The 22613-nt window shown below is 56.4% G+C and carries 17 protein-coding genes and 1 riboswitch; of the genes, 6 read left to right on the top strand and 11 right to left on the bottom strand.

What is annotated here, in order from left to right; genetic code table 11:
- Nucleotides 1–541: 541 nt before the first annotated feature.
- The 5 genes from AL479_RS00690 (at nt 542) to AL479_RS00670 (ending at nt 4188) form a co-directional block, all read left to right on the top strand.
- Nucleotides 542–976: a hypothetical protein gene (locus tag AL479_RS00690; RefSeq protein ID WP_225851871.1), complete on the top strand. Its 435-nt coding sequence runs from the start codon at nt 542–544 to the stop codon at nt 974–976.
- On the top strand, nt 973–1581 hold the full coding sequence (locus AL479_RS00685) for a hypothetical protein (protein ID WP_061074680.1): 609 nt from the start codon (nt 973–975) through the stop codon (nt 1579–1581). The genes AL479_RS00690 and AL479_RS00685 overlap by 4 nt, the downstream gene beginning before the upstream one ends.
- Before the next feature lie 104 nt (nt 1582–1685).
- Nucleotides 1686–1783, top strand: a riboswitch (TPP riboswitch).
- A 31-nt stretch (nt 1784–1814) separates the two neighbouring features.
- Nucleotides 1815–2603, top strand: a complete 789-nt coding sequence (gene thiM / locus AL479_RS00680) for a hydroxyethylthiazole kinase (protein WP_105291710.1) — start codon at nt 1815–1817, stop codon at nt 2601–2603.
- On the top strand, nt 2600–3400 hold the full coding sequence (thiD, locus tag AL479_RS00675) for a bifunctional hydroxymethylpyrimidine kinase/phosphomethylpyrimidine kinase (RefSeq protein WP_061074679.1): 801 nt from the start codon (nt 2600–2602) through the stop codon (nt 3398–3400). Before thiM ends, thiD begins: the two co-directional genes overlap by 4 nt.
- Nucleotides 3401–3441: 41 nt before the next feature.
- Complete coding sequence (locus tag AL479_RS00670) at nt 3442–4188, top strand: GntR family transcriptional regulator (RefSeq protein WP_061074678.1); 747 nt, start codon at nt 3442–3444, stop codon at nt 4186–4188.
- Here the strand turns inward: AL479_RS00670 and AL479_RS00665 are convergent.
- The 3 genes from AL479_RS00665 to AL479_RS00655 are packed head-to-tail and all read right to left on the bottom strand — an operon-like array spanning nt 4162 to nt 7396.
- Nucleotides 4162–5127, bottom strand: a complete 966-nt coding sequence (locus AL479_RS00665) for a PfkB family carbohydrate kinase (protein WP_061074677.1) — start codon at nt 5125–5127, stop codon at nt 4162–4164. The two genes, AL479_RS00670 and AL479_RS00665, sit on opposite strands and share 27 nt — an antisense overlap.
- Nucleotides 5124–6128, bottom strand: coding sequence for an ADP-ribosylglycohydrolase family protein (locus AL479_RS00660; RefSeq protein ID WP_061074676.1), 1005 nt, complete (start codon nt 6126–6128; stop codon nt 5124–5126). The genes AL479_RS00665 and AL479_RS00660 overlap by 4 nt, the downstream gene beginning before the upstream one ends.
- A complete protein-coding gene (locus tag AL479_RS00655) occupies nt 6125–7396 on the bottom strand; it encodes a nucleoside permease (protein WP_061074675.1) in 1272 nt (423 codons plus the stop codon). The genes AL479_RS00660 and AL479_RS00655 overlap by 4 nt, the downstream gene beginning before the upstream one ends.
- Nucleotides 7397–7646: 250 nt before the next feature.
- On the opposite strand from AL479_RS00655, the gene fbaB reads away from it, so the two are divergent.
- Nucleotides 7647–8699 carry a class I fructose-bisphosphate aldolase gene (gene fbaB / locus AL479_RS00650; protein ID WP_105291709.1) on the top strand — a complete coding sequence of 351 codons (1053 nt, stop codon included), beginning with the start codon at nt 7647–7649 and terminating at the stop codon, nt 8697–8699.
- Here the strand turns inward: fbaB and yegS are convergent.
- The 8 genes from yegS to AL479_RS00610 all read right to left on the bottom strand — a co-directional run bounded on the left by yegS (nt 8696) and on the right by AL479_RS00610 (nt 22388).
- The gene (yegS, locus tag AL479_RS00645; RefSeq protein WP_061074674.1) at nt 8696–9595 is read right to left on the bottom strand and encodes a lipid kinase YegS; all 900 of its coding nucleotides are present in this window, start codon (nt 9593–9595) and stop codon (nt 8696–8698) included. The two genes, fbaB and yegS, sit on opposite strands and share 4 nt — an antisense overlap.
- A gap of 283 nt (nt 9596–9878) precedes the next feature.
- Nucleotides 9879–11240: a tRNA 5-hydroxyuridine modification protein YegQ gene (gene yegQ, locus AL479_RS00640; protein WP_061074673.1), complete on the bottom strand. Its 1362-nt coding sequence runs from the start codon at nt 11238–11240 to the stop codon at nt 9879–9881.
- Nucleotides 11241–11406: 166 nt separating this feature from the next.
- Complete coding sequence (gene baeR, locus AL479_RS00635; protein ID WP_061074672.1) at nt 11407–12129, bottom strand: two-component system response regulator BaeR; 723 nt, start codon at nt 12127–12129, stop codon at nt 11407–11409.
- The gene (gene baeS / locus AL479_RS00630) at nt 12126–13529 is read right to left on the bottom strand and encodes a two-component system sensor histidine kinase BaeS (RefSeq protein WP_061074671.1); all 1404 of its coding nucleotides are present in this window, start codon (nt 13527–13529) and stop codon (nt 12126–12128) included. Before baeS ends, baeR begins: the two co-directional genes overlap by 4 nt.
- Nucleotides 13529–14941 carry an MFS transporter gene (locus AL479_RS00625; RefSeq protein WP_061074670.1) on the bottom strand — a complete coding sequence of 471 codons (1413 nt, stop codon included), beginning with the start codon at nt 14939–14941 and terminating at the stop codon, nt 13529–13531. The genes baeS and AL479_RS00625 overlap by 1 nt, the downstream gene beginning before the upstream one ends.
- Nucleotides 14938–18018 carry a multidrug efflux RND transporter permease subunit MdtC gene (mdtC, locus tag AL479_RS00620; RefSeq protein ID WP_061074669.1) on the bottom strand — a complete coding sequence of 1027 codons (3081 nt, stop codon included), beginning with the start codon at nt 18016–18018 and terminating at the stop codon, nt 14938–14940. The genes AL479_RS00625 and mdtC overlap by 4 nt, the downstream gene beginning before the upstream one ends.
- The gene (mdtB, locus tag AL479_RS00615; RefSeq protein WP_061074668.1) at nt 18019–21141 is read right to left on the bottom strand and encodes a multidrug efflux RND transporter permease subunit MdtB; all 3123 of its coding nucleotides are present in this window, start codon (nt 21139–21141) and stop codon (nt 18019–18021) included.
- Nucleotides 21141–22388 carry an MdtA/MuxA family multidrug efflux RND transporter periplasmic adaptor subunit gene (locus AL479_RS00610; RefSeq protein ID WP_061074667.1) on the bottom strand — a complete coding sequence of 416 codons (1248 nt, stop codon included), beginning with the start codon at nt 22386–22388 and terminating at the stop codon, nt 21141–21143. Before AL479_RS00610 ends, mdtB begins: the two co-directional genes overlap by 1 nt.
- Nucleotides 22389–22613: the final 225 nt, after the last annotated feature.

Here is a 22613-nt window from a genome sequence, read left to right as displayed (position 1 = left end):
GTGACCCCAGATGCAGAAACGCAAGCGTTCGGCGTACATGACCCCTGCCGTAAAACCCACCAGTATCATAAGGAGATTCAGGCAGACATGAAGAATGATAAATTTCGACATAATAGATTTCATTTAAAAATATGCATAAAGGACTCAGGTGATTATCATTTTTATTTATAACAAATTATTAATGTCAACATATAAATAGATTTGAACCCAAACTATGATTTAGCCAAAACCCTTCCATATTGATAAAGATCATGAATTTAATCTTATTTAAATTGCATGCCTCGAAACGATTGATGACATTGGTTTTTTGTATTTACAATCGTTAATTGATTGCTAATGTAAGAATCAAAGAAAAAACATTTAGATGGGATTATTCTTAATATTATCGATTAAACGTTTTTTCCAGAACCCGGAAGGTATAACGATATTGACAGAAAGAAATAGTATAAATATTCTGCAAATCAAATATTGATATATTAATAAACCTGCCTGTTCAGGCAGGTTTATATTATTTTGTTAATTAATGATGGTGATGGCAGTGATGAACATGTTAAGTGTGAAAAAAATCGTTTATATGCTCCTTGCGAGCAGTATTTTGTCTGGCTGTGTATCGGAAGAACAGCGCCTCGCACGCTGCGAAGCCAAAGGCGTGAGTCGTGATGTCTGTTATCAGGTTGAACAGTCTCATCAACAGATGATGATCAATAACGCGGAGCAAAACGCATATGCCAATGCGCGTAAAGCGGTAAAGCAACATGCTCAGGCGGCAAAGAAAAAAACGGTATATCACTTTGAAGGCATGGAAATTAAAAAGGTGAGTACAGGGTTAGATATTGATGGTGTTCCGGCCGCCGTCGATGAGAAAGCGGAAAAAGCGACAATCTATCAGCAAGGTTTACATTATTTTGTCGTGTATACCAACGGGCGGTTAGCCGTGCTGAACGATCAGCGTCAGATGCTGGGGTGGGCGAAATGAGAAATACGCTTTTAGGACTTATTCTGCTGACGTCCTTTTCTGCAGGTGCTTCTGAGATTGCGGAGGCACAACAAGCCGTTGCTCATGCCCAACGAATGGTTGACGCGGCAAAAGGAGATGTCGCCGCCGCGCAAGCGAATTATGGTAAAGGGAGTGTGTCAAGTTGGGCAGATGCGTCAAATCGCGCAGGCGCATTTCAGTCGCAGGCCTTCTCGAATTTAAAGGCGGCAGAGGATGATCTTGCTAACGCGATAAAAGCCCACGACGAAGCGATGGCCAAAGCTAATGTAATTGGTGCCATTGGCACGGGGAAAAATACGATTAATGTGGCTGCAGGGAGTCTGAAACCAACAGCACTGGTGCAAACATCGCATGGTCTGGTGCCTGCGGGATCGTTGCCAAAGCATGCGCAGGTAGCGGTTGCTTTTAATAGTGCATTTGGCCCGACAGTTAAAGGCGGAAATTCTCGTTCTGCAGGGGCCAGTCACGCAGAGCATGGCACTGGAAATGGTAGCAATAATGCGGCGAATTCACATAGCGCGCATGGCTTAGGCGGCGGCGATCATATTGGCGGCGGCCGTGCGGGTGGCGGTTTTCACTATTAATGTTCAGGCTGAAAAGGCAAATGCAGAGTAGCGAAAGGGTTACAAATCGGGCCGGTGAGGGTATCATCACGCGGGTGACTTAACTCGTCACGCAGAAAAATTTCGTTAATGACTCGGGGTGCCCCTTTTCACGAAGGGCTGAGAAATACCCGTACCACCTGATCTGGATAATGCCAGCGTAGGGAAGTCAGACACTGCTCGTGTCCCTTCTTCGCGCGGGCAGGAGCGTAACCATGCAGCCTGACCTGCACAGCCGCGAACATGCGGTTCGTACCTTACAAGATTTTCGCATTCTCTCTCCGTTAACACATTGTATGACCAACGATGTCGTACAGAGTTTTACTGCTAATACGCTACTGGCGCTGGGGGCTTCTCCGGCGATGGTGATTGAGCCTGAAGAAGCTCGCCAGTTTGCAGCCCTTGCCAGCGCGTTGCTCATCAACGTCGGTACGCTGACACAACCGCGTGCGCATGCGATGCGGGCGGCGGTTGAGCAGGCGAACAGCGCCAAAACCCCCTGGACGCTGGACCCAGTCGCCGTAGGCGCGCTTGAATATCGTCGCCGTTTCTGCCTTGAACTCCTTGCCTTAACACCGGCAGCCATTCGCGGTAACGCCTCTGAGATCCTGGCGTTAGCCGGCGAAAGCGCGGGGGGGCGCGGAGTGGACGCCACCGATCCGGTTGCAGCGGCTCTGCCGGCGGCGCAGATTCTGGCACGCCAGACCGGCGCTGTTGTGGTCGTTACTGGCGAAGTGGATTACATCACCGACGGCGAGCGCACTCTGAGCGTCACCGGCGGCGATCCGCTGATGACGAAAGTCGTGGGCACCGGCTGTGCGCTTTCTGCCGTGGTCGCCGCCAGCTGCGCGCTACCTGGAAGCCGGATCGAAAACATCGCATCCGCCTGTGGATGGATGAAACTGGCAGGGCAGCGCGCCAGCAAAATCTGTCACGGACCGGGCAGTTTTGTCCCGGCGTTTCTCGACGCGCTCTACGCCCTGGATACGGAGGTCACAGCATGAAACGGATTAACGCACTGACCATTGCTGGCACCGACCCCAGCGGCGGCGCCGGCATTCAGGCCGATCTGAAAACCTTCTCGGCGCTCGGCGCTTACGGCTGTGCGGTAATTACCGCGCTGGTGGCGCAGAATACGCGTGGCGTGCAGTCGGTGTATCGCATTGAACCGGATTTTGTCGCCGCCCAGCTCGATTCGGTATTCAGTGATGTGCGCATCGATACCACCAAAATCGGCATGCTGGCGGAAACCGATATCGTCGAGGCGGTAGCGGAGCGACTGGAACGCCATCAGGTGCAGAATGTGGTACTGGACACGGTCATGCTGGCGAAAAGCGGCGATCCGTTGTTGTCGCCTTCCGCCGTTGAGACATTGCGCAGGCGGCTGTTGCCACGGGTTTCGTTGATTACGCCCAACCTGCCTGAAGCGGCGGCGCTGCTGGATTGCCCGCACGCGCGAACGGAAAAGGAGATGCTGGAACAGGGGCGGGCGCTGCTGGCGATGGGCTGTGGCGCGGTGCTGATGAAAGGCGGTCATCTGGACGATGAGCAAAGTCCTGACTGGCTCTTTACGGCGACCGGTGAACAGCGCTTTACCGCACCGCGGGTGATGACCAAAAACACGCACGGCACCGGATGTACGCTCTCTGCGGCGCTGGCCGCGCTGCGTCCACGCCATCGTGACTGGGCCGGGGCGGTGCAGGAGGCTAAAATCTGGCTGTCGGCGGCGCTGGCGCAGGCCGACACGCTGGAAGTCGGGCACGGCATTGGGCCGGTTCATCATTTCCACGCGTATTGGTAGCGTATATACTGGCAGCAGACTGGCTGTCAGGAAAAAGACTCATGGAACAAGCGCATACTCAACTTATCGCGCAACTGAACGAACGTATTTCAGCGGTGGACAATACCCCGCTGTATATCAAGTTTGCCGAGACGGTGAAAAATGCCGTGCGCAGTGGTGCGCTTGCGCATGGCAACATCTTGCCCGGCGAGCGCGATCTCAGTCAGTTAACGGGTGTCTCGCGCATCACGGTGCGCAAAGCGATGCAGGCGCTGGAAGAAGAGGGCGTGGTGACGCGTGCGCGCGGCTACGGCACGCAGATCAACAACATCTTTGAATATTCGCTCAAAGAGGCGCGTGGGTTTTCTCAACAGGTGGTTCTGCGCGGGAAAAAACCGGACACCTTATGGGTCAACAAACGAGTCGTGAAGTGTCCGGAAGAGGTGGCGCAACAGCTGGCGATTGCCGCTGGCAGCGATGTGTTTTTGCTTAAGCGCATCCGCTACGTTGATGAGGACGCGGTTTCTATCGAAGAGTCATGGGTACCCGCGCATCTTATTCATGATGCCGATGAAATTGGCATATCGCTGTACGACTATTTCCGCAGCCAGCATATTCATCCCCAGCGCACCCGCTCACGGGTGAGTGCAAAGATGCCGGATGCCGAGTTCCAGTCGCATATCCAGATGGACAGCAAAGTGCCGGTGCTGGTGATCAAGCAGGTGGCGCTTGACCAGCAGCAGCGACCCATCGAGTACAGCATCAGCTACTGTCGAAGCGATTTATACGTCTTTGTGTGCGAGGAGTAACTCCTCGCGAAACGGCGCGCAGTCACCGCCGCGATGTCCAACCACCCACGATGCCACGGCGTTGCCGAGCAGTACGGCATCCGCCAGCGACCAACCCGACGCCAGCCCGGCCAGCATGCCGCCCGCGTGGCTGTCACCTGCGCCAATCGTATCAACGACCGTTGTCGGGAAGGCGGGTACGCATCCGGAAGATTGCGCACTGAAATACCAGGCGCCTTCTTTGTCATGGCGCACAATTAATGGCGCAGCAAATCGCTTCACCCATTGCGCACCTAAACCTTCCACATCCTGGCGCAGACCAAACCGTTCCGCCGCGATTTCGGCTTCCTGACGATTGAGCGATACCAGCGGACGACAGGCCAGAATGCGCGCCATTAGCGCATCAGGAATATCGCCAATCCGCGGGCCAAAATCGATAAATGGCATAACGCGATCCAGTCCTTCCAGCCATTGCACCAGCAGCTCGCCGCAGGGCGAGGCCAACTGATAGCCCGAAAGATAAATCAGGCTGTCAGTTGGGATGGTGAGCTGGGCCAGCCAGTTGGCATTCCACTGGTTCTCAACGCCGCTGAATGACATGAATGTACGCTCGCCATCCGGTTCGACCAGCGCCAGGCACCAGCCGTTGTCGCCTTGCGCGGTCTCAATGAGGCTGTGTAACCCTTCTTTCGCCATCCGGTTACGAATGATCTCCGCCCACACGCCCTGGCCCAGCGGCAGGGCGTTACCGGCATCAATACCCAGCCGTTTCAGCGCCACGGCGATGTTCAGCGCGCAGCCGCCGACGTTAACGCCTTGCTGCTTCAGCTCAATATCACAACCGCGCCAGGGCAGGGCATAGGCATCAGCGATGACATCGATGACCGCCGCGCCGACAACCGTGACCGGCTGGCGAGTCGTTAAACCCGGCAACAGTTCGGCTAAACGTGAAGTGTTCATGACGCCTCCCGACGTTGGCGCAGACGAGCAAGCGCCGTCGCATAGCGGCTGAAATCGAGCTGATTGACCGTATCCAGCTCTTGTTTCCATACCGGGTTGATGGCGCTGACACCCTGCAACGCGCCGCAAATGGCCGTTGCCATTGCTCCAATGGTATCGGTATCGCCGCCGAGATTGGCACACAAAATGGCGCAACGATTGGGATCCGTTTGCGCCAGTTCGACCATCGCGATGGCGCAGGCCACCGATTCGATCGTGCTGGTTCCGGCGCCAATCACCTGATACAACTGTTCGCTGGCCGCTTCGGCTCCGTCAGCATGGCGCACAATTTTGAGCGCCATCTCCAGACGCGCACAGAGCGATGCGCTAAACGTGGTGATGCGCTTTTGCTGGGCGTGCAGGGCAATGGCGGGAAGCGAGTCAACAATCGCGGCCCAGGAATCACCCTCGACCGCCCGTGAAATCGCCCATGCCACCACCACCGCACCGGCAATAGCCAGATCGGATTTGTGCGTCGGGCTGGAGGCCAGCGCGACATCATCAATAAACGCATCCAGATCGCGGGCGGGCAGCAGACATCCCAATGGCGATACGCGCATGGCCGCGCCGTTGGTGACGCCGTTATTCTCCAGTTCTGCGACCGGCTTCCCGTCGCGAATCGCGTTCAGGGCGATTTTCGACGTCGGCCCGAGGACGTTTTTATTGAAGGCGTCAAAGCGCAACGCCCAGTCGAGAATGTTACGTCCAATCAGGTCCGGGTCGATCTCGCCGTCGCGTTCCAGCAGAGCATCCGCCAGACAGAGCGCCATTGAGGTATCGTCGGTAAATTCTGCGCGGCCAAAATAACAGGCCGCGTTATTTTCTTTTGGGCCCGGCAGAAAGCGGTCAATCCAGCCAAAGTGTGCTTTGACGCGGGTTCTTGGCCACAGTTCTGACGGCATACCCATCGCATCCCCTAACGCCTGCCCGTAAAGAGCACCGAGAATACGTTCTGCTTTCATTTTACTTCCCCTTGTGTCAACGCAGTCTCGCGAACCTCAATAGCGGTAATTTCTTTGTCCGATTCGCGAAAGAAAATCATAAATAGTACGGCTATCACGGCGATCATCACCGCCCCGAATGTCCACATGCCAGCCCAGTTGAAGGTCAGGCCATTGACCGGCTCCGGATAAGCAAACATTTTTTCCATCATCACGCCGCCAAGACGGTAGCCCAGCAGGCTGCCGAAACCCTGACAGCAGAGCGTAATCAACCCCTGTGCGGCGGTACGCATGTGCACTGGCGCTTTTTTATCGACGTAGATATACGCCGTCACGTAGTAGAAGTCGTAGCTCACACCGTGCAGCAAAATACCGAGGAACAGCAGGGCATAGGTGAAGTATTCGTCTGCGCCGCCGTAGATGAAGAAACCGTAGCGGATCGCCGCTGTGATAAGACCAAGTAACAATACCTTCTTAATACCAAAGCGTTTCGTAAAGAAGGGCAGCGCCAGCATAAAGAAGATTTCGGAGAACTGACCGAGGGTCATCCAGCCAGTGGCGTTTTTCATCCCCACTTCGGTCAGATACCCATTGGCGAAGATGTAATAGAACGCCAGCGGCATCGCGAACAGGAACGAGCAGAAGAAAAAGACGAGGAAGTTTTTATCACGCAGCAGGATCAGCGCATCCAGACCCAGCATGACTTTTACGTCCATCTTGCCGGTGCTTTTCGGCGGGGTATCCGGCAGGAAGAAGGCAAACACACCCAGCAGCGCAGAGCTGGCCGCCGTCACCAGCAGCGGGATGTTGGTTGGCGAGATGTCGTTATAGCCCAGCATCTGTGGCAGGAATCCACAGGCGAGACCAGAGGCAATCCAGCCGATGGTGCCCATCACGCGGATGCGCGGGAAGTCACGCTCCACGTCCGGCACGTTAGCAAACGCGATGCTGTTGGTCAGCGCAATGGTTGGCATATAGGTGAGCGAGTAGGCCAGCAGCAGCGGGAAGAATCCACCGAACGTCGTCTGCTGGGCGGCAAAATACATCAGCACTGCACCGGCGAACATCAGGACTGCCAGCACTTTTTGCGCCGAGAAGAAGCGGTCGGTCAGCGAGCCCACGAGGATCGGCGACAAAATCGCGGCGATCGCCGTACAGGCATAAGACCAGCCAATCTCACCGGCGGTAAAACCACTTTTACTCAACCAGAGCCAGAGTGGAACAAACCAGGCTCCCCAGATAAACCATTCAACGAACATCATGAACGACAGTTTCACTGTAGTTTTCATCTTTAAATCCTTCATGACAGATAAGGTACGTCATGACAGTACCATTTAATAATACCTTTTAAATACCTTTGAAGCAAAACCTTGACCGTCTTAACACTTTATCGTCAGTGAATCGTGCCAGCCGATTGCGCTGAAAAATCCCCAAAAGATGGAAAAAATGGCCGGTCGGTACCAGACTTATGGCTGCCCGCAAAACGCGGGTCAGGACAATCCACATTCCGACTCATTCGGAACTTACGGGAGCATAACTATGACTGATATTGCGCAGTTGCTTGGCAAAGACGCCGACAGCCTCTTACAGCATCGTTGCATGACCATACCCTCTGACCAACTCTATCTGCCCGGACATGATTACGTCGACCGCGTGATGGTGGACAACAACCGTCCGCCTGCGGTATTGCGTAACATGCAGACGTTGTATAACACCGGGCGTCTGGGGGGAACGGGTTACCTGTCCATTTTACCGGTCGATCAGGGGGTTGAACACTCGGCAGGTGCGTCGTTTGCCGCCAATCCGCTCTATTTTGACCCGAAAAACATCGTTGAACTGGCGATCGAAGCCGGATGTAACTGTGTAGCCTCGACCTATGGCGTACTGGCTTCCGTCTCGCGCCGTTATGCGCATCGCATTCCGTTTCTGGTGAAACTCAACCATAACGAAACCCTCAGCTATCCGAATACCTACGACCAGACACTGTATGCCAGCGTGGAACAGGCGTTCAATCTGGGGGCGGTGGCCGTAGGCGCAACCATCTACTTTGGTTCAGAAGAGTCACGTCGGCAGATTGAAGAGATTTCCGCCGCCTTTGAACGGGCGCATGAGCTGGGTATGGTCACCGTGCTGTGGGCCTATCTGCGAAATTCTGCGTTTAAAAAAGAGGGCGTCGATTACCACGTCTCCGCCGACTTAACCGGGCAGGCGAACCATCTGGCGGCAACGATTGGCGCGGATATCGTCAAACAGAAAATGGCGGAAAATAACGGCGGATACAAAGCCGTGAATTATGGCTACACCGACGATCGCGTCTACAGCAAACTGACCACCGAGAACCCGATCGATCTGGTGCGCTATCAACTGGCAAACTGCTATATGGGGCGTGCCGGGTTGATCAACTCCGGCGGCGCGGCAGGCGGTGAAACTGACCTGAGCGACGCGGTACGTACGGCGGTCATCAACAAACGCGCAGGCGGGATGGGGTTGATTCTCGGTCGTAAAGCGTTCAAAAAATCGATGGCTGACGGCGTGAAATTGATCAACGCCGTGCAGGATGTCTATCTCGATAACAAAGTGACGATTGCCTAACGCAGTAGCGGGCAATCCGGCGGCAGTCGACACCGCAACGCGGCGGGCAGGATTTCGATATGAAATTCCTGTCCGCTCAGCGGTTCGCCATCAAGATTAAAGGTAATGTCATGCGGTGCCCGGATATCGAACCAGGCCGAAGCGCCGTCGATGATATTGGGGTTTTCCTCTTGTGGTTTCAGGGTGGAAAACAGCGCGGGCAGGATCTCTTCCCCGGTGAAAATCCGCAGTTGCAGCAAACCGTCGTTGATCAACGCATTTGGACACAACTGCTGACCGCCGCCAGCCTGACGCCCGTTACCAATCCCAATCACCAGCGCATCACCCTGCCAGTGGAAGTTCTCACCACGGATTTCGCAGCGGTCCGGTTTTAGCGTATCCATGCGCATCAGGCCGTGAATGATGTATGACACGCCGCCCAGCGCCGCTTTCAGTTTTTCCGGCGTCTCGGTGGTGATGCGCGTACCAAAACCGCCGGTCGCCATATTGATAAAACAGGTCTTATCGTTGACCTGCGCCATATCAATCTCAATGGCGTTACCGACAATCGCCAGCTTCAGCGCCTTATCTAACTCCTCGGGGATCCCGACGCTGGTGGCAAAGTCATTGGCGGTGCCCAGTGGCAGAATGCCCAGCGCGGGAATATCGGGCCCCTCACACTGGATCAACGCCGTCGACACTTCGTTAATCGTACCGTCGCCGCCGCCGGCGATCACCGTTTCAACGCCCAGACGACGGGCCTCTTCGACATAGCGTTCGGCATCGCCTTTTTCCCAGGTGACGCGAACGTGAATCTCTACTCCTTCATCGCGGAGCAGCCCAATGGCTTCCCGCAGTACGGGGTTATCAGCACTTTTACCATTCAGAATCAATACGCTGGAGGGAAAATGATCCATTCCTTTTTTGCCTGTTTGTTTTTGGAATCTATGAAGAAAGTGTATAGCAGAAACGAAAAGGGGAGGTCAGAACAGGCTTAAAATACACACACAATATACGATCAGGCCGCAAAAAAAATAAGCCTGCGTAAGGGAGATTACGCAGGCTAAGGAGGTGGTTCCTGGTACAGCTAGCATTTATGGGTTATGTTTTTCAGCGAAACGGATAATACCCTTAATGAACGAAGCGGTATGTGATCGGTTTCTAAGATTCCTCCTGGCGTGAAAAAATAACCCTGATTAACTATTTAGCGTGCGGATTTCGCGTTGATTCGCCGGAAAAATTGCGCATTAACAGTGCATAATCCAGCATCAGATCCTGTGGAACAGGGATCCATACGGTATAACCGTCACCCGGCGCCACTGGCATTGGCTCGCCTTTGGCGTTTTCCATCTGCGCTAACGTGAAGTTCACGTTGCCCTGCGGGGTCATCAGTTCCAGGCTGTCGCCGACCGAGAATTTATTTTTCACCGCCACGGCTGCGAGGTCGCCTTTGCGCTCACCGGTAAACTCGCCCACGAACTGCTGACGCTCGGAAACCGAGTAACCGTATTCGTAGTTTTGATAATCGTCATGGGTGTGGCGACGGAGAAAACCTTCGGTGTAGCCACGGTGCGCCAGACCTTCCAGCGTTTCCAGCAACTGCGGGTCAAACGGTTTGCCGGCAGCGGCGTCGTCAATCGCTTTGCGATAAACCTGTGCGGTACGCGCGCAGTAGTAGAAGGATTTGGTGCGACCTTCAATTTTCAGCGAGTGCACGCCCATCTGCGTCAGGCGTTCAACGTGGGCGATGGCACGCAGATCTTTCGAGTTCATGATGTAAGTGCCGTGCTCGTCTTCGAACGCGGTCATGTATTCGCCCGGACGCTGGGCCTCTTCAATCATAAACACTTTATCGGTTGGCGCGCCGATACCCAGCGTCGGCTCCACGTTTTGTACCGGGATCGGCTCGTATTTGTGGACGATATTACCGACCACATCTTCTTTGCCTTCCTGTACGTTATATTCCCAACGGCAGGCGTTGGTACAGGTGCCCTGGTTCGGGTCGCGCTTATTGATGTAACCGGAAAGCAGGCAGCGACCGGAATAGGCCATGCACAGCGCGCCGTGAACGAAGATCTCAATCTCCATCTCCGGTACCTGGTTGCGGATCTCTTCAATCTCTTCCAGCGACAGTTCGCGCGACAGAATCACGCGGGTCAGCCCCATCGAATGCCAGAATTTCACCGTCGCCCAGTTCACGGCGTTGGCCTGCACGGAGAGGTGAATCGGCATCTGCGGGAAGTGCTCACGCACCAGCATGATAAGGCCCGGATCAGACATGATCAGGGCATCCGGACCCATTTCCACTACCGGCTTCAAATCGCGGATAAAGGTTTTCAGCTTTGCGTTATGCGGCGCGATGTTGACCACCACGTAGAATTTTTTCCCCAACTCGTGGGCTTCATTAATGCCGCGCTGCAGATTCTCGTGATTGAATTCGTTATTGCGCACGCGCAGCGAGTAACGCGGCTGGCCCGCATAGACGGCATCTGCGCCATAGGCGAAAGCGTAACGCATATTTTTCAGCGTTCCCGCCGGGGAAAGGAGTTCCGGTTTAAACATAGTGTTCTCGTTCTGATGACAGGTCAGATCCGCTTCACCTGATGAAGCGGCTAGAGGAGAGTCCTCACGTTAAGGGCGGGCATTGTAGCGCTGCGGACAAACGAGGTAAAGGAAAACGCCAGGCCCGATAACGCGGCGTTATCGGGCCACTATTTGCGCTGCCGTGTCAGGCAATCCGGCAGGCATCCGCTTCCCAGCGATACCCGACGCCATACACCGCACGGATAAACGACTGCTCTTCATCAAGCGCTTCCAGTTTGCGACGCAGGTTTTTGATATGGCTGTCGATGGTGCGGTCGGTGACCACGCGATAATCATCATAGAGATGATTCAGCAACTGCTCGCGGGAAAAGACTTTCCCCGGCTCATGAGACAGCGTTTTGAGCAGACGGAATTCCGCAGGCGTCAGGTCGAGCATTTTATTGCGCCAGGAGGCCTGGAAACGGCTTTCATCGACGATCAGCGGGCTTTCGGCGTCCAGTTGCTGCAGTTCACGCTGCGGCTTACAGCGGCGCAGAATGGTTTTCACGCGGGCGACCACTTCGCGCGGGCTGTAGGGTTTGCAGATGTAATCATCCGCGCCAATTTCCAGCCCCAGCAGGCGGTCGATCTCCTCAATTTTGGCGGTGACCATTACAACTGGCACCTCGGAGAAGCGACGGATTTCGCGACACAGGGTCAGACCGTCGGTCCCCGGCAGCATCAGATCCAGCAGGATTAAATCCGGCGGTGTCTGGCGCACATAAGGCAGTACCTGATCGCCATGGCTAATCAGCGTCGGGGCATAGCTCGCGGCGCGCAGATAGTCGATAATTAACTGTCCCAGCTTGGGTTCATCTTCCACAATCAGGATGCGTGGCGTGTTTTCATCAATGGGTAACTCAGTCATACGTCTCTCTGTAAATCGCGTTCCAGCGGTAGCTCTACTGTAATGCTAACCCCGCCAAAAGGCGAATGGGCAGCGTGGATGTGACCATTATGCGCGTCGACGATGTTGACGCAAATCGCCAGTCCCAGTCCGGACCCTCCGCTGGCGCGGTTGCGCGATCCCTCGGTACGGTAGAATCGTTCGAACAGTTTGTGCAACTGCTCGTCGCTGACTCCCGGCGCGGAGTCGGCGAAGGTGATCAGCACGCGTTTGTCGCGCTGCTCTGCGCTGATAAGCAAGCTGCCGCCGCTGTCGGTGTAACGAAGGCTGTTTTCTAACAGGTTGTTGAATAACTGCATCAGGCGATCGCGATCGCCGAACACGGTAACGCTATCGGGCAGGGAAAACTGTAGCGTCAGACCACGGCTGGCAAAACGTTCGCGGAATGCGCCGCCCGCTACTTCCAGTAGTGGGATCAGGTCGACGGTGGTTTTTTGGTAGGCCAGCGCGCCTTCGTCAGACATCGAAAGCTGGTGCAGATCGTCGACCAGTTTGGTCAGCGTCCCCACTTCCGCCTGTAACGAGGCCACCGATTCCGGCGTGAATTTCCGCACGCCATCCTGAATCGCTTCCAGTTCACCGCGCAGGACAGCCAGCGGTGTACGCAGTTCATGCGAGATATCGGCCATAAAATCGCGACGCATCTGCTGGTTCTTTTCCAGGGTACTGGCGAGCTGGTTAAAGTCCTGCGCCAGTTTGCCCAGCTCATCGGCGCTGGTGGCGGCAACACGGGTGGTGAAATCCCCGGCGGCCAGTTTGTGCGTGCCTTCGACCAGCCGTTTGACCGGGGCCAGCAGTCCGCGCGCGAGTGGAAAGGTCGCCAGCGCCGCCAGCAAGGTTGAGAGCGCCACAATAAGCCAACTGGTGCGCCGCTGCTGTTTATCGAAGTTGATGTCGGTGTTACGCGTCAGGCGTTCAACAGGGGAGGCAATGACGGCGCCGACCTCCTGGCCGTTCACCAGAATGGGCCGCCGCGTGCCGTCTCCGGGAACCGGACCGCGCGGGCCAACCATGACATGCGCATCCTGGTCCACCACCCAGAACTGTGTACGCCAGCCATGCGGCGGCATACCCGGGCCTTGTCTGTCATCGTCTTTGTCATGTTCAAAGGAGCGGAGGATCTGAAACACAAAGCGGTCATTATTGCGTAAAAAGCGCCAGCTACCGTGCTGTTGGTACTGTTCACCTAACGCGTCGCTGAGCATGGTCAGACGCTGCTCGTTGCCGTTTTTGATGTAGTCAATGAACCCTCGTTCGAAGCTGATGCGTACCGCCCAATGCATACTGATCAACAACACAATGCAGGTGGCGAAAATCGCCAGAAACAGTTTGCCGGTAATACCGGGTCGCCAGAGCTTCATCAGGTTCTCCTTTTGCGTCGCGCAATGACGACATTTTTATGGGTATCGTTTGGGACGCGGGCAAAGATCACAGCGGGCAACGCGATGATAAAAGCCATACACAGCCAGGTGTACATAAAGACGGTATGCGACGTTCCGCTATCCACTGTCATATGCTGCTGCGCGAACATCCCTAGCAGCAGACCGGCAACGGTGACGCCGATACTCATCGAGAGTTGCATAATCATCGACAGCAGGCTGTTCCCGCTGCTGGCTAACTCATCCGGCAGATCTTTCAGGGTCAGGGTGTTCATGGAGGAGAAACGCGTCGAGTTGACCATGCCCTGAACAAACAGCACCAGCGGCAGCACGTAATACCAGCCCAACAGCGCAGTGGACATAAACAGCAGGGTTACCACCGACAGTCCGAGCGTGGTGAAGACCAGCACCCGCCGATAGCCAAAACGGTTAACCACCTGTACGACAATCCGTTTCATCCCCATACTGCCGAGCACCATGGGGATCATCATCAGCCCGGCGTGAAACGGGGAAAAGCCGAGACCAATTTGCAAAAAGACCGGCGTCATGAAAGGCAACATGCCGCTGCCGATGCGTCCGGCAAAGCTGCCAAACAGCCCCAGCGAGAAGGTTGGCGTGCGGAACAGGTGGAGACTGAACAGCGCCCGCGGGTTATCGTTGGCGTGCTTCAGGTAGAGCAAAATGGCCGCCACGCCGCACACCACCAGCGCACCGAGCGCGAACGACGACATCCCCATCCCTTTGCTGCCGTCCAGCGCGATGGTCAGAACCGCCATCCCAGCCGCCAGCAGCAGAAAACCCGAGAGATCGAAGCGTCGGGTTTGCATGGTGTAGTTGGGCATCAGCATCAGCGTGGCGATCGCGCCGACAATACCGACCGGAAGGTTGATCAGGAAAATCCAGTGCCAGGAGGCATATTCCACGAGGATCCCGCCCAGCGCCGGGCCCAGCAACGGGCCTATCTGGCCCGGCAGCGTGACAAACGTCATCGCCGCCATGTACTGCTCGCGCGGGACAATCTTCATCACCGTCAGCCGGCCGACCGGTACCATCATGGCACCGCCAACGCCCTGTAACACCCGCGCCATGACCAGTTCATTTAGCGTGCCGGAACCAGCGCAAAACAGCGAGCCCAGGGTAAACAGTACAATGGCGGTAAAGAAAATATTCCGCACGCCGATTTTGTCCGCCAGCCAACCGCTGGCAGGCAGCATGACCGCCACGGTCAGCACATACGAGACCACGACCATATGCATGTGCAGCGGGCTTTCCCCGAGGCTTTTCGCCATCGAGGGAAGCGCAGTATTGACGATGGTGGTATCCAGCGACTGCATAAAGAAGCCGAATGCCACAATCCACAGTTGCCAGCGGGTGCTGTTGGGGAGTTCTGTCATGTCTCAGTTATCGGTTTACGGTGTTTACGCGAAAAACGCAGCCGCAGACGGTCGAAGAAGAGGTACACCACCGGAGTGGTATAGAGCGTTAACAACTGGCTCATCACCAGACCGCCGACAATGGTTATCCCCAGCGGCTGGCGCAGTTCAGAACCGTCGCCGCCGGAAAGCACCAGCGGCAGCGCGCCAAACAGTGCGGCCAGCGTGGTCATCATAATCGGGCGAAAACGCAGCAGACAGGCCTGGAAAATCGCCTGTTCCGGGGTGAGGTTGCCATGCCTCTGCGCTTCCAGCGCAAAATCGACCATCATGATGGCGTTTTTCTTCACGATGCCAATCAATAGCATGATCCCTATCAGGGCGATTAGGCTGAACGGGGCATCGAAAATCTCCAGCGCTAACAGTGCGCCCACCCCTGCGGAGGGAAGGGTGGAGAGGATGGTCAGCGGGTGAACATAACTTTCATACAGCATGCCGAGCACAATATAGACCGTGGCAATCGCGGCAATAATCAGGATCACCTGAGAATTCATCGTTTCCTGGAAGACCTGCGCGGTCCCGGCAAAACTGCCGCGCACGGTGGACGGCACGCCAAGTTGGGTCATCGCCCGATGAATGGCGTCACTGGCTTCTGACAACGAGGAACCCGTAGGCAGGTTGAAGGAGACGGTGGACGCTGCTGACAGCCCCTGATGATTCACCGACAGCGGCGCGTTCGCCGGTTGCCATTTGGCAAACCAGGAGAGCGGAATCGCCTTGCCTTCACTGTTAATGACGTACATTTTCTCCAGCGCGCTGATGTCCTGGGTGTAGCGCGGATCGACTTCCATCACCACTTTATACTGGTTCATCGGCTGATAGATGGTGGAGATCTGCCGCTGACCAAAGGCGTTGTTTAACAGGCTATTAGCCGCCTGCACGTCAATACCCAGCCGCGCCATGGTTTCACGATCGTAGATAAGGTTCATCTCCGCACCGTTATCCTGTTGGTCGGAGTTGACGTCCGCCAGTTGGGGGAGGGCGGCTAAGGCTTTGCGGATCTTCGGTTCCCATTCGCGTAGCGCAGCCAGATCGTCTGACAGCAGCGTGTACTGATAGCTGGCATTGGACTGGCGTCCGCCGACGCGAATATCCTGTACCGCCATCAGGAACAGATTGGCACCCGGCTCTTTTGCCAGTTTCACCCTCAGACGGTCGATCACCTGCTGCGCAGTCTCCCGACGTTCGTCGCGGGACTTAAGGGTGATAAACATCATCCCGCTGTTGACTCGCGAGCCGCCGGTAAATCCGGTGACATTATCCACGGCCGGATCATCGCGAATAATCTTCATAAAGTCCTGAAGCTTACCGCGCATCGCCTGAAACGAGATGCTCTGGTCAGCCTGAATCCCGCCCATCAATACGCCGGTGTCTTGCTCCGGGAAGAAGGTTTTCGGAATTGAAATGTAGAGCCAGATATTCAGTGCAATAGTGCCGAGCAGCACCACGCCGACCAGTCGCGTATGGTTGAGCACCCATTTCAGCGACTTACCGTAGCCCTGTTGCAGTGCGACCAGCATGCGGCCAAATCCGCGCAGCCGTTTCTGCTCCCGCGGCTGGCTGGATTTCAGCATCCAGCCGCACATCATTGGGGTGAGCGTGAGCGAAACCAGCAGCGAGATACCAATCGCCACCGACAGCGTGACGGCAAATTCACGCAGTAATCGTCCCGGCAGCCCGCCCATCAGCAGCAACGGCAGGAACACGGCAACCAGCGACAGGCTCATAGACAGCACGGTAAAGCCCACTTCACGCGTCCCCTGCAGCGCGGCCTGCAAGGGTTTCATTCCGGCTTCCAGATGACGTGAGATATTTTCCAGCACCACGATGGCGTCATCTACCACAAAGCCGGTGGCGATGGTCAGCGCCATCAGCGACAGGTTATTGAGGCTGAATCCGCACAGATACATCGCGGCAAAGGTGCCAATTAACGAAACCGGAACCGCCACGGCGGGGATCAGCGTGGCACGTCCGGAGCGCAGGAACAGAAAGACCACCAGAATGACCAGCGCCACGGAAATGACCAGCGTCTGCTCAACCTCTTCCAGCGAGGCGCGGATGGTTGGCGAGCGATCCTGGGCGATTTGCATATCAATCGACGCCGGGATGGTGGACTGCAACTCCGGGAGTCTGGCCCGAATGCTGTCGACCGTCTGGATAATGTTGGCTTCCGGCAGTTTGCGGATCATCAGCAAAATCGCCGGTTTGGCGTTGGTCATCCCGGCGTTGCGGACATCCTGTACCGAGTCCGTCACCGTGGCGACATCACCCAGCCGTACGGCGCCGCCATTGTTGTAATGAATCACCAGTGGCTGATATTCCGCCGCCGTTTTGAGTTCGTCATTGGTCTGGATCTGCCAGCGATGCGTGGAATCTTCCAGCGCCCCTTGCGGTTTGCGCACGTTAGCGTTGCTGATGGCGGTGCGTACCTCATCCAGTGAGACGCCCTGGTTAAACAGCGCCTGCGGATTCAACCCGATGCGCACGGCGGGCAGCGAGCTGCCGCCTACGTCAACGTCGCCGACACCGTCGATTTGCGCGATGGTCTGCGCCAGTTGGGTTGAGGCGAAGTCGTATAGCTCACCTTGCGAATATGTCTCCGAGGTCAGCGTCAGAATCATGATCGGCGCGTCGGACGGATTGGCTTTGCGGTAAGTTGGTCGGCTCGGCATGCCGCTTGGCAGCAGACTTTGCGCCGCATTTATCGCTGCCTGCACATCTCGCGCCGCGCCGTTGATATCGCGATCGAAGTTAAATTGTAAAATGATGCGCGTGCTGCCGAGGGAACTGCTTGAGGTCATCTCACTGACCCCGGCAATGCGCCCCAGTGAGCGCTCCAGCGGCGTTGCGACGGAGGATGCCATGGTCTCCGGCGAGGCTCCCGGCAGCGAGGCGCTGACCATAATCACCGGAAAATCGACCTGCGGCAGCGGGGCGACAGGCAACAGTCGAAACCCCAGCACGCCGCAGAGGGTGATGGCGAGAGAGATTAAAATTGTCGCCACCGGACGGTAAATGAAAAGCGCGAAAAACTTCATTTACGCCTCCTCTTCCCGGTGAGAGAAGCGGTTTTTCATATATAGCGACAGGCGGTCAAACAGCAGATAGATAACCGGGGTGGTGAACAGTGTCAACACCTGGCTGACCAGTAAGCCGCCCACCATACCAATCCCCAGCGGACGGCGCAGTTCTGCCCCCACGCCGGTGCTCAGCATCAGTGGCAGTGCGCCCAGCAGCGCTGCCAGCGTGGTCATCAGAATCGGACGAAAACGCAGCAGACAGGCCTGGAAAATCGCCTCGCGCGGCGCCATCCCCTGTTCGCGCTCAGCAGCAAGGGCAAAGTCGATCATCATGATGGCATTTTTCTTCACGATGCCGATCAGCAAAATAATGCCGATAATGGCGATCACGCCGAGTTCGCTCCCGGCAATCATCAGCGCCAGCAACGCGCCGACCCCCGCCGTGGGCAGCGTAGAGAGAATGGTGATCGGGTGAATAAAGCTTTCGTACAGCACGCCGAGCACGATATACATCGCCACCACCGCCGCGACAATCAACCAGATGGTGCTGCTCAACGCCGCCTGGAAGGCGAGGGTGCTGCCCTGGAACTGAGTGGTGATATCCACGGGCAGATTCAGCGTTTTTTCGGTATCGAGAATTGACTGAACTGCATCGCCCAGCGAATAACCGTCCGGAACGTTAAACGAGATAGTGGTGACCGGGAACTGATCCAGATGGTTAATCGAGAGCGGCGCGAAGCGCTGCTCAATTTTAGCGATGGCGCTGAGCGGCACCATGCCGCCGTCGCTGCTGGTCAGACGGATCGAATCGAGCGCCGCCAGCCCAGGCGTAGTTTCGGTATTGTGTTCCAGCACCACGCGATACTGATTCGCCTGGGTGTAGATCGTAGAAATCAGGCGCTGACCGAAGGCGTTATACAGCGCATTATCGACATCCGCCATGCTGATCCCCAGCCGACTGGCGCTGTCGCGATCGACATTCACATACGCCACCAGGCCCTGATCCTGCCAGTCACTGCTGACGTCAGAAAGCTGCGGCAACGCCTGCAGTTTTTCCATCAGTTGCGGCACCCAGGTGCTGAGGGCATCCAGCGAGGTGGCCTGCAGCGTGAACTGATACTGCGTGCGGCTGACCTGTGTATCGATCGTCAGATCCTGCGTCGGTTGCAGATACAAGTCGACGCCCGGTACTCTCGCCACGGCGTCCTGCAAACGGGCGATCACCTTCTGGACGCGATCATCACGTTCGTCGAGCGGTTTCAGGTTGATTTGCAGACGCGCGCTGTTCAGCGACGGGTTGGTGCCATCGACGCCGACAAAGGAGGTCAGGCTTTCAACCGCCGGATCTTTCAGTATCACGTCCGACACCTGCCGCTGGCGCTGGGCCATACTGGTAAAGGAACTGGACTGCGGCGCCTGCAACGTGCCCTGAATGATGCCGTTATCCTGGATCGGGAAGAAGCCTTTTGGAATAAACACCCACAGCATGATGCTTAACAGCAGGGTGCCCAGCGCCACGCTCAGCGTCAGCCAGGGATGGTTCAGCACCTTCGCCAGCCAGTGTCCGTAACCGGCAATCACACGGTCAAACATTTTCTCCGACGCGCGGGAGAAGCGGTTTTGCTTACGCAACGACTCCTGGCTCAGCATTCTGGCGCACATCATTGGCGTCAGAGTTAACGACACCACCGCAGAGATTAAAATCGCCACCGCCAGCGTCACGGCAAATTCGCGGAACAGACGCCCCACGATATCGCCCATGAACAGCAGCGGGATCAGGACCGCAATCAGCGAGAAGGTCAATGAGATAATGGTAAAGCCGATTTCTCCGGCCCCTTTCAGCGCGGCCGTCAGCGGTTTTTCCCCTTTTTCGATATAGCGCGAAATGTTTTCGATCACCACAATCGCATCATCCACCACAAAGCCGGTGGCAATGGTCAGCGCCATTAGCGTCAGGTTGTTGATGGAGAAATCGAGAAACACCATCACTGCAAACGTGCCGATCAGCGACAGCGGGACGGCAACGCCGGGGATAATGGTGGCGGGAATATTGCGCAGGAACAGATAGATGATCATCACGACCAGCGCGATGGCCAGCATTAACTCGAACTGGGTGTCGCTCACCGAGGCGCGGATGTTGGTGGTGCGGTCGGACAGTACCGTCACGTTCACCGATTTCGGCAGGCTCTCTTTAAGCTGTGGCAACATCTGATGAATGCTGTCTGCCGTTGAGATGATGTTAGCGCCAGGCTGGCGCTGGACGTTCATCACAATAGCCTGTTCTTTATTTGCCCATGCGCCGAGCCAGCTGTTTTCTGCCCCTTGTTCAACGGTAGCGACATCGCCCAGACGAACCGGCGCGCCGTTCTGGTAAGCAATAATGAGCTGGCGGTATTCGTCGGCAGACTGCATCTGATCGTTCGCTGAGAGCGTCACCGCGCGAGTAGGGCCATCAAGGCTGCCCTTGGCGGAGTTGACGTTCGCGCCGGTAATCGCCGTGCGGACGGTTTCGCTGGTCAGGCCCAGCGCGGCAATGGCCTGCGCATTGAGTTTCACGCGGACCGCCGGACGTTGACCGCCGGAGAGCGTCACTAACCCGACGCCGGAGACCTGGGAGATTTTCTGCGCCACGCGGGTTTCAACCATGTCTTCTACCTGGGTCATCGGCATGGCGGTAGAGGTCACCGCCAGCGTCATGATCGGCGGATCGGCAGGGTTGACCTTGCTGTAGACCGGCGGGTTCGGCAGGTCGCCCGGCAGCAGGTTGGTGGCGGCGTTAATGGCCGCCTGAACTTCCTGTTCGGCCACATCCAGCGGCAGGGTCAACTGGAACTGGAGCGTCACCACCGACGCGCCGCCGGAGCTTTGCGACGACATCTGTTTCAGTCCGGACATCTGGCCAAACTGACGTTCCAGCGGCGCGGTGACCGCAGAGGTCATCACATCCGGACTGGCGCCAGGATACAACGTCACCACCTGAATGGTGGGATAGTCCACCTCCGGCAGCGCGGAAACGGGCAGGAAACGATAGCCGATGATCCCGGCGAGGAGAATCGCCACCATCAGCAGCGTGGTGGCGACAGGACGCATAATAAACAGGCGCGACGGGCCGCCCGTGCTGCTTGGAGGTAACACCTGCATCAGGAGCGCGCTCCTTTCTTACCGTATTCACGGCTGGTGGCTTTTGTATCGGTTGTGGCGGCGGCCTGCGCGTCTACCACTTCCACTTTCGCCCCTTCCGTCAGGCGGTCAATCCCGTCGGTGACGACGCGATCACCGGCTGAAATCCCGGCGCTGATCACTACCTTCTGGCTGTCCTGAATACCCGTTTTGACCAAGTGCTTACTGACTTTGTTTTCATCGTTCAGCACCCAGACGAAGTGACCCTCGTTACCCATTTGCAGGGCGGCAGTCGGGATCACTACGGCGTTTTGTTCGGTGTCGACCAGCATTCGGGCATTCACAAACTGATTCGGGAACAGCGCGTCATCCTGGTTATCAAAGCGAGCTTTGACTTTGATTGTCCCGGTAGTGACATCGATCTGATTGTCCAGACTCAGCAATACGCCCGCGCTAAGCTTTTTCGAATTGGTTCGATCCCAGGCTTCAACGACCAGCGGCTGTCCGCTTTTTTGCGCCTGCACGACGGTGGCGATATCGCTTTCCGGTAGGGTGAAAATCAGGTCGATGGGATGCGTCTGGGTGATCACCACAATACCGTTGGTGTCACCACTGGAAATCTGATTGCCGACATCTACCTGTTTCAGACCGACGCGACCATCGACCGGCGCGGTGATGCGGCTCCAGTCGAGTTGCAGCTGCGCGCTGGCGACGCTGGCTTCATCGGCCTTAATCGTGCCTTCGGATTCGCTCACCAGCGCCTGCTGGGCGTCCAGCTCCTGGCGGGAGACTAAGTTGCTTTTGACCAGTTGCTGGTAACGGGCCAGATCGCGACGGGCGTTAGCGAGGGTGGCTTTGTCTTTCGCCAGCACGCCCTGCGCCTGTGCCAGTGCCACTTTAAACTGGCTGGGATCGATCTCCGCCAGCAGGTCACCGGCTTTAACCTGTTGACCCTCCTGGAAATGCAGCGCCAGCAGTTGTCCATCCACGCGGCTACGTACGGTGACGGTGTTGGCTGCGGTCATCGTGCCCAGACCAGTGAGATAACGCGGAACGGCCTGCTCCGTGGCGGTCGCGGCCTGCACCGGCGCGAGTGGACCGGAGCGCATACCGCGACGACCTGCGCCAGCCGTTGACTTCGCTTGTCCGGTAGCGCCGGGCGCGGTGCTCTGCGGTTCGCCCCGGTTTTGCCAGAACCAGAATGCGGCGATGGCGGCGATGACCACCACGATGGCTATCACCCAGCGGGATTTGTTACTGCCTTTCATCGTTATGAGTTTCTCATCCTGAAACGTTTCGCGGAATGATACTAGTTTAGTCAGCCAGGAAGGGAGAAAAATGGAGGAATTATGAAACCCTGTACGGATTCATCCGAATGGCGGCGCGCTTTGCGAGGCGTTACGCAACAATCATCGTTGAAAAAGGCGCATGAGAAATTGTGCGCTACAGTGGCGGCACGGCAAAAAGGAGGTAAGCCACGGATTTCAGCAGGA

Origin of the sequence: Citrobacter amalonaticus, assembly GCF_001559075.2 — a bacterium.
In the GTDB taxonomy this organism is placed as follows: domain Bacteria; phylum Pseudomonadota; class Gammaproteobacteria; order Enterobacterales; family Enterobacteriaceae; genus Citrobacter_A; species Citrobacter_A amalonaticus_F.
Note: the sequence above shows the minus strand (reverse complement) of the source record. Positions and strands in the feature narration are given on the sequence as shown.